We start from the raw sequence: 15,508 nt of genomic DNA, 5'->3' as shown, positions 1-15,508 counted from the left end.
GCCGGTGACCGGACGAGAACTTCCACAGGGCCTCGCTGACCTTCCGGTCCCAGGAGGCCTCCGGGGCCCGGCCCTCCGGGACACGGTCCTGGCAGTTCGGCCCGGGCTCCGGGTCGAACTGCCCGACGACGCCTACCGCGGCGAATTCCGGCTTACCCGGGGCGCAGGCAGCGGCCAGGGCCAGCCGGGCACCCTCGCCGATCCCCCACACGTAGACCCGGTCCGGATCCACCTTGGTCCGTTCCGTGGAGACGAAGCGGACCACGTCGCGCAGATAGCGCACGTCCGCCCCCTCGGGTCCGTCGATCCGCCACGTGCCGCCCACGGCTTCCGGGAAGGCCACCGCGAAGTCGCGGGAGTTCGCGAGCTTGCCGGCGTCACTCTGCCGGTCGAGTGACTTCGCGTCCGCGTTGTCATCGTGCAGGATCAACACCAGCGGAAGCGGGTTGGCGGGATCGGACGGGGCCTGGACGAGCAGCTCACGGCCCGCCGACGCGTAGTCGCCGGGCAGGCTGACCCGCTGGGTCCTCGGGCGGTCACGGGTCCCGAGGTAGCCCCAGGCAACCACGATCACGACACCGACGATGAGCACGGTTCTCTTGTTTTTGCCCCACCATCCGGCGAGGGGATTCGACACCACGATCCAACCGAACCACACCGCTGGCCGGGAAACGCCGCAAACCTGGTAGCAGATGACGACAAGACCTGAGTCAGACCAGGTCTGTCCGCCTTGCCCCCCAAAAAAACTTGCCCCAAAAAACGCCAGGGGACACGTCAGGTGACGGCCAACGCGCGGCGCCGGGCCTGGCGCAGCACCTCCACCTCGCGGGGCGCGCCCAACGGCGGCAGCGGACCGTGGACCCAGCTCAGCAGGAGATCAGCGAGGGCGGGGTTCTGCGCGAGCACCGGCCCGTGCAGGTAGGTGCCGATGACCCGGCCATCCACAATGCCGTCCGTTCCGCCGTCACCGTCACCGGTCCCGAGCCGGACCGTACCGAGCGGGATGCCGTTCGCGCCGGGCAACCGCCTCGTCCGCCCGGCGTGATTCTCATACCCGTACAGGGTGGGCAGGCCGAGCCGTGCGTCCGGTTCCACCACGATGTCCCCGACCGCGCGCGGCGGCGGCGCGTCCGACGGGCCGAAGGAGCGACGGGTCTCCACGCCGACGAGATTCAGCCCCTCGTGGATCTCCCCACCGGACGGGAAGGTCGCGCCGATCACCTGGTAGCCGGCGCACACGGCGAGCACCGCCGCTCCCGAGCTCACCGCTCGCCGGATCGCCCGGTTCTGCCGGATGCCGTCCGCCGCGAGGACCTGCGGTGCGTCCTCACCCCCGCCGAGCAGGTAGATATCACAGCTCTCGGGCACCGCCGACCCCGCGGGAACGTTCACCACCTCGACCGGCAGACCACGCCAGCGCAGGCGCTGGGACAGCACGATCGCGTTACCGCCATCACCGTAGGTACCGAGCAGCTCGGGGTAGATCAGCGCGATCCTGGTCGCCGAGCCGCCCGTCATCGCGTGGATCCCCTCATTGCGTCACCAACCTCACCGCGTACACAATCTCACCGCGTACACAACCTTGCCGCGTACACAACCTCACCGCGTGGACCTCACCGCGTGGACCTCACCAGCAGATCGCGAAACGCCGTGTAGTTGGCGACGACGTCGACCACCTTCTCGTTGGCGGCCAGGGCCGCGTCCTCCGCGCTGGCATACACGCTGTGCGGCACCTCCGCATAGGCCAGCCGCACGCTCATGTCCTCCTTGCGCTCCCCGGTGACCAACACCTGCCGGCCGGCGAGCCGTTCGAACGGCACGTCCCAGATCCAGGACGGATCCCGCCCGTCAGCGGTCTGGGAGTTGAAGTCGATGACGACAGGCCGCGGCGGCGCGTCCGCCAACAGCTCCATCATCTCCACCCAGCCGGCGGGGTTCTTCGCCAGCAGCAGCCGGCCTCGGTGGCCCTCCTCGCCGAGCGCCACCTCCTGATAGCGACCCTGCACATCGCCCAGGCCGGTCATGGCTGCAAGCGCATCCTCGATCTCGACGCCGAACTCCCGGGCCGCGGCGGCGGCCATCGCCGCGTTACCGAGGTTCACCCGTCCGGGCAGATCGAGCCGGGCCGCGATGGTGCGGCCGTACCAGAGCAGTTCCCGGGAGCCGGTGACCGCGACGATCGGTTCGGGCCTGGCCAGCCCGCACTCGGACCACCAGCCACTGCTGTTGCGGTACAGCAGCCGGGCGCACTGCGGGCAGACCATCGCGTCCGCCGTCCAGTTCTGCCCCGCCGACACCCAGACCTGCCGGTGCCAGCCCGCCGCCGCCCAGGCCACCAGGGGATCATCGACGTTCGCGACCACCGTCGTGTCGCGCAGCTCCGAGCCGAGCTCGCGCCACATGGCGGCGATGCGCCGCGTCTCGTTGGACCGGTCGAGCTGGTCGCGGCTGATGTTCATCAGCAGGACCACCCGCGGGGAGATCTCCCTGGCCACCTTCGGCAGCCAGATCTCGTCCACCTCGAGAGCCGCCGCCGCGTCGAACGGCGGCCGGGACAGCGCGGCCAGCACCCCGGGCGCCATGTTCGCCCCGCCGCTGTTCGACTTGACCGGCCCCAGGGTGCCCAGGGCCCGGGCAAGCAGCCGCGTGGTGGTGGTCTTGCCGTTGGTGCCCGACACGCAGGCGGTCATCCGGTGGGAGCCGACCTCTGCGAGCGCCCCCGGGGACACCCGCAGCGCGAGCTTGCCACCGATCATCTCGCCGGAACCACGGCCGAGCCGGCGTGACGCCTCGGCCGCCAGACGTTCAACGGCGAGCGCGGCCTGGGTCCTGGCGGTGAACCGGCGGGGGATTGATGTCGTCATCGCGGTTTCTACAGTGCCACGACGGCACCGGGCGGCGAAGCCCGCCCCGTCTTCCGTTCCGATAGATCCCGGTCCAGTCCCCGGTCATCGGCCCGGTACCACCCGGTAGCGCCCCCGGACGGGGGTTTGTTCCGGCCGGACATTACCTCACGTGAGCTGGCGTTACCCATAGTCCGTCGGGGAAGGCGTCGACCGGACCACCGTGGCGGAATCGACGCGGCATCGCGGTAGAACTCACCCGACGGAGTGAACCGGAATACCCACGGCCGCCCCCACAGGTGAGAATCACAGGTGGAACACGGCTGGTCGGCGCGGGTGCGCAGGTTCGGCCACCGGGGGCCGCGCCGGGCGGGCATTCCGGACCGGCACGGCCGGCACGGCCAGCCCGGGTCCGCCGCGCGGTTGCAGAAGGGACGTGAGGGCGCACAGTGACCACGAAGGCAATCGCGATCGCGCAGGTACACGGCCACTGGTCGGTGCACGATCTCGACCCGGCCGACGCCGACGACCTCGACGCCCTCACCGACATGATGCGGGATCTGGGTGACGGCCCCGTCATCGCCTTCATCGAGGAGGACGACGAGTACCTCGCGGTGGTCTGCATGCGTCCCGACGACCCGGATCCGCAGGTCTTCCTCTCTGATCGCCGGGTCCTGGTGACCTCCGATCTCGCCGAACGCCTGTTCGCCGACGCGCTGCCCTCGATGGCGGGACTGATCACCGCGGACGACGAGGATGACGCGTCCGCCGTCACCCATGCCGCCCCCGTGGGCGATCTCGATCTACTCGGCGATCTGGGCACCCCCGCGGAGGCGTTGTTGGAACTGATCGGCGAGGAGGGGATGCTGCCGGGCGATGTGATCAGCGCGCTCAGCGAACGGGCCGGGGCGGGGGAGATCCTCGACGACGCACGTGGCTGAGCTCACCGGTCCGGCTGATCCGGGATGACCGATCCCGACGAGTACCCCCGGGCGGGCGCTCCCGCCCGGCTGAGCGGTCCACCCGGACTAGACCGCTTCCACGAGGCGATGGGGCTCGCCCTGCGCGAGGCCCGCCTGGCCCCGGACCACGCCGACGTCCCGGTGGGTGCCCTGGTGGTGACCGAGGACGGCACGGTGCTCGGACTCGGGCACAACGAGCGGGAACGCGGCGCCGATCCCACCGCCCACGCCGAAATGATCGCCCTGCGGGCGGCCGCGCGCCGGACGGGTTCCTGGCGGCTACCGGGAGCCACCCTCGTGGTCACGCTGGAGCCCTGCACCATGTGCGCGGGGGCCCTCGTGCTCGCCCGGGTGGACCGCCTCGTCTACGGTGCGGTCGACGAGAAGGCCGGGGCGGTCGGCTCGCTCTGGGACGTGGTGCGGGACCGGCGGCTCAATCATCGACCCGAGGTGGTTGCCGGGATTCGCGCCGGCGAGTGCGGCGCGCTCCTGGCGGAGTTCTTCGCCGCGCGCCGACGCCCGGCGGGGCGCTAGCCGGCACACCGCCGCCACGCTAGCCCGGTTCGGGACGACGGGACGACGGGACGACGGGGTGCCGTCTCGACGCCGTCGGACCCCTACACACCCCGGCGAACCGGACTCTCGCGACGTCCGGTAGGCTAATCCACGGTGGAGTCGCCTAGTGGCCGAGGGCGCACGCCTCGAAAGCGTGTGAGGGGGCAACCCCTCCGTGGGTTCAAATCCCACCTCCACCGCCCTATCGGTACGTCTCGCTATTCGCGTGCTGCCCAGCCGGCCAACCAGCCACGATGCTCCCGCACCTGGCTCCTCCCGCACCTGGAACGCCGGCTCGAGCAGCGGCTGGCTGGGCCCGCACAGCGGTCCCGGAGGATCAAGCCCGGGCAGACGTCGACTTGCAGTCGCCGCGGAGCGTGAAATAGTAAACGCGGAAAGTAATTCACTACTGACCATGACGCCCGCGGATGGATACCCGCGGGCGTTTCCATCAGCTGCACGACCGGCGAGTCGGAGGCAATGGCATGGCGAGAATCGTTATTTTTGGTGCCGGTGGTCAGATCGGGCGCCGTATCACCGACGAGGCGATTCGACGGGGGCATGCGGTCACCGGTGTCGAGCTCGACGCGGCCCGGGTGAAGAAACTTCCCAACAAAGCGAACGGCGTGGTCGGCGACGTCACGTCCCGCGATTCCGTTCAGCAGCTGGCGCAGGATGCGGACGCCGTCATCGTGGCGATCGGCGGCGCGGACCGCCCGGTGCACGCGAACGCTGCCCGCACGCTCGTTGACGTCCTGCCGCGCATCGGCGAGCCGGCGCCGAGCATCCTCCACGTCTCCAGCGGGGGGACCCTGGAGGACGAGAACGGTCAGCGTCTCATGGACACCCCGGGCTTCCCGGCCGCCGAGCGCAAGGACGCTCTTGACCAGGCCGACGCGCTCGACGTCTACCGCGGCGCCCGGAACATACGGTGGGCCGCCATCACCCCGCCGCCGCGGAACGTGGGCCAGGGAAAGCCCCGGGGAGGGTACCGCACCGGCAATGACCGGCCGGTGGTGGACGCCCAGGGCAACACGGGCATCTCCCTGGAGGATCTCGCCGTCGCGGCCCTCGACGAGATCGAGAAGCCGCGGCACCGCAACCGGCGGTTCAGCGTCGGCAACTGAGCCACGCGCCCGGGCGGGCGGCACGGGTCGGACCCACCCGCGCCGCTCCGGGCGGCACGCCCCGTACCCCGGACCGGCGGGGAGACCGAACCGGCGGGAAGACCGGACGGCGGGGAGAGGGAGCTCATCGTGGCGAGGATCAGGCCATCGTGGCGAGGATCGCGCCGATGTCGTCGACGGTGGTCCGCGGGTTGACGATGGCGAACCGGGCGACGGTCTCGCCCTCGTGCACGGTGGGCGGAACGAACGCGAAACCGTCCCGCAGCAGGTTCTCGCTCCACCGCCGGTAGTCCGCGGCCTGCCAACCCAGCCGACGGAACACCACGATCGACAGCTGCGGTTCCCGCACCAGCTCGAGGTGAGGCAGCGCGGCGATCTGGAGCACGGCCGCCCGGGCGGTCGCCAGCGTGGACTCAATGGCCTGGCCGTAGGCCAAGGTGCCATGCGTCGCCAGCGAGAACCAGAACGGCAGCCCGCGGGCCCGCCGGGACAGCCCGATGGCATAGTCCGACGGGTTCCAGGCCCCCGCCGAATCCAGGACCTCGAGGTAGCCGGCCCGCTGCGGGCCGTGCGCCGCCCGGGCCACCGCCGGATCGCGATACACCAGCGCGCAGGCGTCGAACGGCGCGAACAGCCACTTGTGTGGATCGACGATGAACGAGTCGGTCTCGGCGATCCCGTCGAAGAGAGAGCGGGTCGATGCGGCGGCGAGCGCGGCCAGCCCGTAGGCGCCGTCCACATGCACCCACAGCCCGCGGGCCTGACAGACGTCCACCACCCCGCGGATGTCGTCGACGGTGCCGAACTGAGTGGTCCCGGCAGTCGCCACCACCGCGAACACGCCGTCGACGGCCTCGGCGCCGCCCTGCTCGGCGAGCCGGTCCAACGCCTCGGCCAACAGCGGGCCGGTCAGCCGTCCGGCGTCATCCGTCGGCACGACGACGACCTCGGCGTCGAGCACCGTGGCGGCCTGGTAGAGGGAGGAGTGCGCCTCGGCACCGCAGACGAACCGCCATCGCGGTGGAGTCGGCCGACCGGCGGCGGTCAACCGACTCCGGGCGGCATGCCGGGCGGCGGCCAGCGCCGACAGGTTGCCGACGGTGCCCCCCGGTACGAACAGCCCACCGGCGCAGGCGGGGAAGCCCGCGAGGTCCGACAGCCATCGCAGCGCCTCGTTCTCCGCGAAGACCGCGCCCGCGCCCTCCATCCAGCTGCCCGCGTAGATGGACGATGCCCCGACCACCAGATCGAACAACACAGCCGCCTTGGTCGGGGCGGCCGGGATGAAAGCGAGATTGCGGGGATGATCCGTCGAGATGCAGGCGCGGGACAGCTTCTCGTCGAACACCTCGAGGACACGACGGCCACCGATGCCCTCGGCGGTGATCGTGGATCCCACCGCTGCCGCCAACTCGTCCCGTGACAATGGCGCGTCCAGCGGTACCGGATCGAATCCGAGCCGGACGCGAGCAAAGTCACAGATCGCGCGGACGAGATCGGCAGTCTGCCCGTCAAACCGATGCACAGGCGGAGTCTAGGGTCGGCCATGCCCGGACATCGGGTAGCTCACCCCGCCGCAACATCGGCGTTTCCGGGTCAACCCCGAGTTCACACCGGATCGTCGCGGACCGTCACAAGCCGCCCGGGTCGGGGTGATCTCCCGCGACCCGGGGGACGACGCGAGGCTACGCGTCCTGCTTGCCGCGCTGACGACGGAAGAGGAACCCGCCACCAATCAGGGCAACCAACAGAACAATTGCTCCGACACGCTTCACAACAAACCTCCACGATGAGGACCCGGCCTACGGGACGACATGCCCGGGCGTCCATCCATATACCCCATGGACGCCGCGGAAGGTGCCCAGACCCGCCGTCCCGGGGGACGAGCGGCCGACACATCCTCATGTCATCGAAACCGAGCATGCCATGAAGTGGTCCCAGGCGTGCAACCGGACCGCCGGACAAGCCGACGCGTCCTACAACAGCGCGATGGACACGTGTCGTACCGCGGGGCAATCTTCACGCGACCCGGCGTTTGGACCGTGCTTTCACAGTCGCCCTCATCGCACCCGTTCGGCGACAAGGGCGGCGAGGGCGTCGGCGCCTAGAATGTTCCTGAGGATGTGCACGGCGAATCCCGGGGGCGATGGTGGCACGAGTTTTCGTCAGCCATGCGGGCACCGACGCGGAGCTGGCCGACGAGGTTCATCAGGCACTGACCCTTCTTGGCCACCGGGTGTTCCTCGCTCAGGACATCCGGGTGGGCGTCCAGCCCGGCGACATGTGGAAGGATCGGTTGCACCGCGAGCTGCGAGCCGCCGACGCCGTGGTCTGTGTCATCACCAACGCCTACAACGCCTCCCCGTGGTGCGCCTACGAACTGGGAATCGCCTACGAGGTCGGCAGCCTGTTGCTGCCGCTGCGCGTGGAGCCGACGGTCACCTCCCCGCTCCTGGAGGACCGGCAGCACGTTCACCTGCACGAAAATCCGCGATGGGCCGACAACCTGAACGTTGGGCTGCGGCGCGTCGAGGCCGCCGGCGGGCTGGGCTGGGCGGACGACCGGTCCCCGTTCCCGGGTCTGCGGCCGTTCACCCGGGACATGGCCAAGGTGTTCTATGGGCGCGGCAACGAGCTGCGGCGGCTCACCCACCGGCTACGCTCCCTCGGTGAACAGCGTCTGCTACTGGTGGTCGGTGCCTCCGGGTGCGGCAAGTCGTCGCTGGTCACCGCCGGCTTGCCGGCCCGGCTGGCGGGCGAGCCCGGCTGGGAGGTGGCCGACCCCTTCTGGCCGGGCCGGGACCCGGTCCGCAAGCTCGCCCACACCCTGACCCAGGCTGCGAGGCGCGTCGGCCAGCAGTGGGCGGTCACCGACATCGACCGGCAGCTCAGGGAGGACGACCTGGCCCTGATGGGGCTGGCCGAAGAACTTCTGACGGCCGGCTCCGGCCCGGCGCGGGACAGACTGCTGCTACTGATCATCGATCAGGGCGAGGAGCTGTTCACCCGATCGGACGAAGAGGAACGGGCCCGGTTGGCGACCCTGTTGCGGCATGGGGTCACCGGTCCCGTGCGGGTGGTCATGGCGCTTCGCTCCGAGTTCCAGGACCAGGTCTTCGCCCTGCCCGAACTGAGCGGCCCCCCCGAACAGGGCGGGGTCAACCTGCACGTCTTCCCCCTCCGCCCGCTGGCCCGGGACATGCTGCCGGTCGTCATCACCGAGCCGGCCCGGGTAGCCGGCCTGCAGGTGGAGCCGGAGCTGGTCGCCAAGATGGTCGCGGACACCGAGGACGGCGAGGCACTGCCGCTGCTGGCGTTCACGCTCCATGAGCTGGCCAAGGACCAGACCCGCGGCGGCACCCTGTCGATGGACCGGTACCACGAGCTGGGTGGCGTGCAGGGGGCGCTGGCCCGCCGCGCCGACGCCGTCCTCGACGACGCCGTGGAGACGAGCGGGCTGGGCCGGGAGGAGATCCTGGTCGGCCTGGCCGAGCTCGCCACGCTCGACGAGGCCGGTCGGCGGACCCGCCGACGCATCGACCTCAAGGACCTGCCGTCCGACGCGTTGCGGAGAACCTTCCAGGTCTTCGTGAACCAACGGCTGCTGTCCACCCCCAGCGACAGCCTGGGGACCGCCGTCGGGGTCGTCCACGAGGCGTTGCTGACCGCCTGGAAGCCACTGGATGCCGTCATCCGGGAACGGGAAGCCGCCCTGCTCAGTGAGGGCAAGGTCGAGCGCGCCGCCGCCGAGTGGGAGCACAACGACGGCCCGCTCTGGGACGAGGACCGGCTGACCACCGCCATCACGACGCTGTGGCAGTCCTATGAGCGTTTCCGCGCCGGTGAGGAGCCGGTGGTCCATCTCAAACCGGCCGGGCGGAGGTTCATCGACGCGTGCGACCAGCGGATCGAGGAAGCCCGTCGCCAGGAACGTGCGCGCGTCGAGGCGGCCCGCCGCCGGGAACGTCACGAACGTCAACGCCGCCGGCAGGTCATCACCGTCCTTTCCGTGCTCCTCGTCTTCAGTGTCGCCGGTGCCGCGATCGCCACCTGGCAGTCCCTCACCGCCCGGCAGGCGCAGCGCACCGCGGAACGGGCGCAGCGCACCACCGAACGGGCGCGGCACGCCCTGATCACTCATACCCTGCTCGCCAACGCCGACGCCGCGCGGGCGACGGACCGGGTGCGCGCGTTACGACTCGCCATCGCCGCCGAGAACATCGACTCCGGTACCGGTGGTGAGGCCGGTAGTGAGGCCGGCAGCCAGGCGAACCTGCTGCAGACTCTCGTCGAGGACCCGACCGCGCTCGCCAGCCGCGGCGATCCCGTCACCTCGGTGACGTTCTCCCCGGACGGGCGCCTCCTGGCCGTCGGCGGCGCGAACGCAACGGTCGTGCTGTGGGATGTGACGGAGGGTCAACCTCGTCGGATCGACCCGCCCCTCACCGGCCAGCGCAGCGGGATCACGTCGGTGACGTTCTCGCCGGACGGCCGGAACCTCGACGCGACCGGCGTCGACGGGACAGTGCTGCGGTGGGACATCGCCGACCCGGACCGGCCACAAGCGCGGGAGCGCGTGAATGCCGCCGCGGTCCCCCCCACGCCGTGGGAGGCATTCTCCCCGGACGGGCGCCTCAGAGCCACCGGCCAGAACGGATCGATCATGCTGGCGGATGTCACCGCCCCGGATCGGCCCCGGCCGCCCAGCCTCCTTCTCGCCGACCCCGGACCGGTCCGGGCCGTGGCCTTCTCCCCGCACGGGCAGGTCCTGGCCGCGGTCGGATCTGGCCGGAGGGTATGGCTCTGGGACACCAGCGTCACCCCGCCGCGGCAGATCGGGCAGCCGCTGACCGGGCACACCCGCTCCGTCCTGTCGCTGGCGTTTTCCCCGGACGGCGGGACGCTGGCCTCCGGCGGCAACGATGGCACCGTCCGGCTGTGGCGGCTCGCCGCGGTCGACGCGTTCCGCCGCAACGGCGTCGTCGAGTACGCCTGCCACGAGGCCCAGGGCGGGCTCGACCAGTCGGCGTGGAGCTTTCACATTCCCGGCCTGCCCTACCAGGACACCTGCGCCGGGTGACCGCCGACGGCACCGGCGGCACCGGCGGCTACGACGGCAACGACGGCAACGACGGCAACGTCCAGGTGTCGAGGCGTTCGGCGATGTTGTTCGTGCCCTGGCGCCGCCCGGCGATCCGCCGGGCGTCCGTGAGGAACCGGTGGGTCCGCGTGACCATCACGGCGTTCGGCCGGTGCTCGGAGATGTCCAGTGCCTCGGTGACGAGCGCTTCGGCCTCGTCGACGTGGTGGCGGTGCAGGGCCGCTGTAGCCGCGGCGATCCTCGCCATCGACCGCAGGCCGGTCGCCCCGGCGACGTCGAGATGGTGCACCGAGGCGTCGGTATAGACCGAGGCCGCGTCCGGTTGGCCGAGTTCGACGTACGCCGCCGCAGACAGTTCAGCGAGCGTCAGCATATGCAGGGTGTCGATCGAGAACCCGGGGTTGCCCGACTGCGCGCGGCTCAGCGTCCCCTGGATGCGCCAGGCACGGTTGATCGCTTCGTGCACGCCCGCCCGTTCACCGAGCGCGCCCAGGGTACGGGCCTCTATCGCCGCGGCGCGGCTGGCGGCCGGCGAGCCCGCACCGACGTGGGACGTGGCGGCGCGGGCCAGCGCGAGGGCGGAGGCCAGGCGGCCGGACTTGCGGGCCAGGGAGCTCTGCCACAGCCGAACCCAGCACTGCAGTGCCCGGTCCCGCGCCTCCTCGGCGTGGCCGAACGCCTCGGCGAACGCGGCCGTCGCCCCGGGGATGTCACCGAGGTCGTGGCGGGTGGTGGCCCACAGGGCGGCCAGGCGGCCGGCGGCACGGTGCAGGCGGGCGTCGACGGCGGTCGGGTGCCCGCCCTCGGCGAGCAGGGAGCGGACGGCCGGCAGATGCCGGCGTAGGTACACGCTCGTCGCGCCGATCGGGGTCCGCTCGTACGCCCCGGTGATCTGCTGGATGCGGACGTCGATGTGGTTCAGGACGTCCTCGGACGCGATCACTCGCGGGGTCACTCGCCCGCTCCGGACCATGAACAGCCCGGGTGGCAGGGATGCCCCCGCCGCCAGCCGGAGGAACCGCCGTCGATCGGACTCGTCGCCCATGCCGCACCTGCGCTTCGGGATGTCGCCCGCCTCCCATGACCATGATCCGTCCATGGGCAGTCGAGAAACGGGTCATCGTCCATGGTCACGCCCCGTCTGCCATGGTCATGCCCCGTCTGCCGGCCCGACTGCACACTCGCTGGACGCTAGCCGGGGCGGCTGCCCGCCGGAAGCGGAAACACCCAGCACAACGTGGTCTCCCACGGCCCGCGGCCCGCCGCAGCCTACGGCCCACAGCGGCACCGGTCGACCCGGCACAGGTCACTCGCCGTGACTTCTGCACCGGCGGAGCCTCAGGGCGGTCGTGGCAGCCGCCCGCCGCCTGCCTGGTCGGCCTGGTCGGCCTGGTCGTCGGATTCAATGATCTCGGTGTAGGCATCCACGCGACGGTTGGGGAGCGTCGTCGGCAGTTCCAGGTGGACGGCGCCCGCCGGCAGCACGCCGACCCCGCCGGCCCGCTCCATCACCCGCAGCTGGGCCACCACGTCCTCGCCGCGGTGGTCGGGGGGCAGTCTGGGCCAGAATTCGAACCCGCCCGCCATGACCAGTTCATGCCGGTCGTACAGGACGCAGCCCCCGATCCAAGCCACCCGGTAGGCGAGCCAGCCACCCGCCGGCAGCCGGCCGCGACGGGCGAGGCCGGCGGTGATGTGGGTGAGGTTCGCCGCGTTGTGCAACCGCCAGCGTTCCCAGCCGGGAGTGCCCTTGCGCACCCGCTCCGGCCGGACGTCCGCGGCGTCGGTGACGGTCTCGAAGGGTTTCTGCTCGTGCGGCCGCACGTCCGTGACGTGGCTCAGCCCCTGCGGTGGGGTGCCGACGAAGCCGCAGCGCAGGGTGCGGATGGCGGCGAGCAGCCGGTCCACGAGGGCCGGCTCGCAGAGCACATCGTCGTCGAGGTAGAGCACATATCGGCCGCGGGACGCGTCGAGCAGGAACTGGCGCTGCTCCGCCATGCCCCGCCACGTCCGCCCCCGGTGCACCTCGACGGCGCTGCCCCGCGCTCGTAGCAGCCGCAGCACCCCCTGGACCTCGGGGGTGTCGCACGCTGCCGGTCCCGGTGTCTGGTCCGAGATGACGACGCGGAATCCGGTTGCGGTCTGCGCTGCCAGGCCGGCGAGCGTCACGGCCAGCGCCGCGGGCCGCCCGCGGGTGGGTATCAGGACGTCCAGATCGCCCGGCGCCCCAGCCGACGCCGACGTCATTACCACACCGCCCCCCGGTCAGTCGTCGTCGGGATCATCGTCGCAGTCGAGCCGGTCCCAGTACTCCATAGAAAACCAGCGGTTCGAAGGAACCGTCTGGGAGATGACCGAGCTCGGCACGTTCACCGTCCACAATCCACCTGCGCTCGACAGCCCGGAACTCGACGCTGCGCTACGGTCCGCCGTGAGACTCTTCGTCCGCGGCTACAAGTAGGGAGGCCGGGCCGACGCCCGGTGAACGGGTCATGGCATCCTGACCGGACTGACGTAGTTCGATCGTGCTCTGGTTAGCCGAGGAGACCTGCCACGATCATGCTCGCTGTGATCCGTCATCGACGCCGCGGCCTCTTCATGTTGCGGTCAACAAGATCACCGAGACTCTCGCCAGGTCTTGGCAATTTCTCGCCGCACGGCCTTCGTCACTCGTCGGCCTCCAGCCAGCTCGACGAGATCATCGACATCGCTCTCGCGTCGAAGCGGCTCGGGTACTCCTCACCGTCGATCATGGGTGCCCTGTACGCCCACCCGCTGCGCTCCGCGGGCCAGCGTACGGCCGAGACGGTGGCGACCGCGGTGCCTCGCACGACGCGGCGTCCGCACCATGTCCTCACCGAGACGGGAGAAGCGTCGAGAGAGATCGGGGCCCATAGCGTTAAGCCTGGTCAGAAGGCTGTACGAGGCGGGAAGGCCACGAAGATCGTTGCGGAGGATGCGAGATTCGAACTCGCGAGGGGTTGCCCCCAACACGCTTTCCAAGCGTGCGCCCTAGGCCACTAGGCGAATCCTCCGTGGATGAGACTATCTGATCGTTGCGGGGTCAGGCACCGGGCCTGCCGCCGCGCCGCCCGGCAAACCTCGGGATTCATGATCGTCCAGCACGAGCTAGACTGCACAGCAGACCCCTCGTGCGGCGTTACCCTCGTGAACCCCCCCAGGGCCGGAAGGCAGCAAGGGTAAGCGGGCTCTGGCGGGTGTGCGGGGGGTCCTCTCGTTTCGCCGATCGTCTCGTCGAGCACGCGGAGCAGGCCAGTGAGCACAGCGTTGTACAACCGGTACCGTCCCGCGACGTTCGCCCAGGTCGTCGGCCAGGAGCACGTGACCGACGCGCTGCGCAAGGCCCTGCGCACCGGCCGCCTGCACCACGCCTATCTCTTCAGCGGCCCCCGGGGTTGCGGCAAGACCTCCTCCGCCCGGATCCTCGCCGCCTCGCTGAACTGCATCCAGGGCCCGACCCCTGAACCCTGCGGGGTGTGCGACGAGTGCGTGGGCATCCGGACGGGCGCCTCAATGGACGTCACGGAGATCGACGCCGCGTCGCACGGTCTCGTCGACGACGCCCGCGATCTGCGCGAGCGGGCGTTCTTCGCCCCCGCGTCGGCCCGGTTCAAGGTCTTCGTGGTGGACGAGGCGCACATGGTGACCGCGGCAGCGTTCAACGCGCTGCTGAAGGTCGTCGAGGAGCCCCCGCCGTACCTCAAGTTCGTCTTCGCCACCACCGAACCGGACAAGGTCATCCCAACCATCCGGTCCCGGACGCACCACTATGCCTTCCGGCTGGTTCCGCCGGGCGTGCTGCGCGAACATCTGGCGTCGGTCTGCGCCCGGGAGGGGGTCGCCGTCGATCCGGCCGTGTTGCCGCTGATCGTGCGGGCGGGCGCCGGATCGGTCCGCGACTCGCTGTCCGTTCTCGACCAGCTGCTGGCCGGCGCGGACGACGACGGCCTGCGCTACGACCGGGCGGTGGCGCTGCTCGGCATGACCGACGGCGTCCTGCTGGACGAGACCGTCGACGCGCTGGCCGACCGCGACGGCGCGGCCCTGTTCACCGTGGTCGACAAGGTCGTCTCCGCCGGTCACGACCCGCGCCGGTTCGCGACCGATCTCCTCGACCGGTTCCGCGACCTGATCGTGATGGCGGCCGTTCCGGACGCGGACGCCCGCGGCCTGCTGGAATCCTTCTCCCCCGACCAGATCGACCGGATGCGGGCGCAGACCACCCGGATGGGCCCCGCCGAGCTGTCCCGGACGGCGGACGTCCTACACAACGGCCTGGTCGAGATGCGGGGGACGGCGAGCCCACGGCTGATACTGGAACTGATCCTGGCCCGTGCGTTGCTGCCCACGGCGTCGACCGACCCGGCCGCGCTGCTCACCCGGTTGGAGCGGCTGGAACGGCGGGCCGTGCTCGGCGGGGAAGAACCGGAGCCGGGCCCCCCGTCCCCGCTGCCGGCCGGCCGGGCTCCCGCGCCGGTCCACCCGCCCGCCGCGGACCCGGAGCCCATGCCGCTGGCAATCCGGGCACCCGCTCGGAGCGGACCGGTGTCTCGACCGGCGGCGGGCCCCCAGCCTGGTTCGCCGGGTCCCGCGTTCACGTCGGGTGATCGCCCCTCGGGCCCGGCAGGTGTTCCGGGCATGGCAGGCACTCCGGGGACCTGGCGGATCGACGCCGCCGGTCTGCGGATGCTGTGGGATGAGGTTCTCGTGCTCGCCGGCCGCCGCAGCCGGAAGACGCATGCGATCCTGAAGGATCACGCGACCGTTGCCGACGTTCGAGGCGACGAGGTCGTGCTGGCCTTCGCCACCCCGACGATGGGCCGGATGTTCGGGCAGGGGAACAACGCCGAGCTGTTCTGTGCCGTGCTGGCTGAAAGACTCGGCGGGACCTGGCGGGTC

Annotated in this window: 12 protein-coding genes, 2 tRNA genes and 1 other RNA gene; 7 read left to right on the top strand and 8 right to left on the bottom strand. The window is 71.0% G+C overall.

From position 1 onward, the window contains the following. From AC08OP_RS07255 to AC08OP_RS07245, 3 genes are all read right to left on the bottom strand, one after another. Window positions 1-637: plasmid partitioning protein (locus AC08OP_RS07255; protein WP_476613480.1), on the bottom strand; the 637-nt coding region annotated here is incomplete at its 3' end. A 137-nt stretch (window positions 638-774) separates the two neighbouring features. Beyond that, the gene (locus AC08OP_RS07250) at window positions 775-1,518 is read right to left on the bottom strand and encodes a type 1 glutamine amidotransferase (RefSeq protein WP_476613479.1); all 744 of its coding nucleotides are present in this window, start codon (window positions 1,516-1,518) and stop codon (window positions 775-777) included. 95 nt (window positions 1,519-1,613) lie between these two features. After that, a complete protein-coding gene (locus AC08OP_RS07245; protein ID WP_476613478.1) occupies window positions 1,614-2,864 on the bottom strand; it encodes a MurT ligase domain-containing protein in 1,251 nt (416 codons plus the stop codon). 428 nt (window positions 2,865-3,292) lie between these two features. Between AC08OP_RS07245 and AC08OP_RS07240 the strand changes: the two genes are divergently transcribed. The 4 genes from AC08OP_RS07240 (at window position 3,293) to AC08OP_RS07225 (ending at window position 5,487) form a co-directional block, all read left to right on the top strand. Next, window positions 3,293-3,784 (top strand): tRNA adenosine deaminase-associated protein, encoded by a 492-nt coding sequence (locus tag AC08OP_RS07240; RefSeq protein ID WP_476613477.1) that lies wholly within the window; start codon window positions 3,293-3,295, stop codon window positions 3,782-3,784. A gap of 108 nt (window positions 3,785-3,892) precedes the next feature. Continuing rightward, the gene (tadA, locus tag AC08OP_RS07235; RefSeq protein ID WP_462187576.1) at window positions 3,893-4,339 is read left to right on the top strand and encodes a tRNA adenosine(34) deaminase TadA; all 447 of its coding nucleotides are present in this window, start codon (window positions 3,893-3,895) and stop codon (window positions 4,337-4,339) included. Between the two features lie 134 nt (window positions 4,340-4,473). Then, window positions 4,474-4,560, top strand: a tRNA-Ser gene (locus tag AC08OP_RS07230). A 285-nt stretch (window positions 4,561-4,845) separates the two neighbouring features. Continuing rightward, window positions 4,846-5,487, top strand: coding sequence for an NAD(P)-dependent oxidoreductase (locus AC08OP_RS07225; protein ID WP_476613476.1), 642 nt, complete (start codon window positions 4,846-4,848; stop codon window positions 5,485-5,487). Window positions 5,488-5,626: 139 nt separating this feature from the next. Here the strand turns inward: AC08OP_RS07225 and AC08OP_RS07220 are convergent, their stop codons facing one another. After that, a complete protein-coding gene (locus AC08OP_RS07220; RefSeq protein WP_476613475.1) occupies window positions 5,627-7,012 on the bottom strand; it encodes a pyridoxal phosphate-dependent decarboxylase family protein in 1,386 nt (461 codons plus the stop codon). Between the two features lie 621 nt (window positions 7,013-7,633). Here AC08OP_RS07220 and AC08OP_RS07215 point away from each other — a divergent pair. Continuing rightward, window positions 7,634-10,567, top strand: coding sequence for an nSTAND1 domain-containing NTPase (locus tag AC08OP_RS07215; protein WP_476613474.1), 2,934 nt, complete (start codon window positions 7,634-7,636; stop codon window positions 10,565-10,567). Between the two features lie 28 nt (window positions 10,568-10,595). Here the strand turns inward: AC08OP_RS07215 and AC08OP_RS07210 are convergent, their stop codons facing one another. From AC08OP_RS07210 to AC08OP_RS07195, 4 genes are all read right to left on the bottom strand, one after another. Further along, window positions 10,596-11,633 carry a hypothetical protein gene (locus AC08OP_RS07210; protein ID WP_476613473.1) on the bottom strand — a complete coding sequence of 346 codons (1,038 nt, stop codon included), beginning with the start codon at window positions 11,631-11,633 and terminating at the stop codon, window positions 10,596-10,598. 293 nt (window positions 11,634-11,926) lie between these two features. After that, on the bottom strand, window positions 11,927-12,835 hold the full coding sequence (locus AC08OP_RS07205) for a glycosyltransferase family 2 protein (protein ID WP_476613472.1): 909 nt from the start codon (window positions 12,833-12,835) through the stop codon (window positions 11,927-11,929). A gap of 419 nt (window positions 12,836-13,254) precedes the next feature. After that, window positions 13,255-13,419, bottom strand: a complete 165-nt coding sequence (locus AC08OP_RS07200; RefSeq protein ID WP_476613471.1) for a hypothetical protein — start codon at window positions 13,417-13,419, stop codon at window positions 13,255-13,257. A 119-nt stretch (window positions 13,420-13,538) separates the two neighbouring features. Further along, window positions 13,539-13,623, bottom strand: a tRNA-Ser gene (locus tag AC08OP_RS07195). 106 nt (window positions 13,624-13,729) lie between these two features. Here AC08OP_RS07195 and ffs point away from each other — a divergent pair. Together ffs and AC08OP_RS07185 are read left to right on the top strand one after the other, a co-directional pair. Then, window positions 13,730-13,826: signal recognition particle sRNA small type (gene ffs / locus AC08OP_RS07190), an RNA gene on the top strand. 38 nt (window positions 13,827-13,864) lie between these two features. Further along, window positions 13,865-15,508: DNA polymerase III subunit gamma and tau (locus AC08OP_RS07185; RefSeq protein ID WP_476613470.1), on the top strand; the 1,644-nt coding region annotated here is incomplete at its 3' end.

Source organism: Frankia sp. CeRuru1 (assembly GCF_977966315.1).
This window is presented reverse-complemented; position numbering and strand designations above follow the sequence as displayed.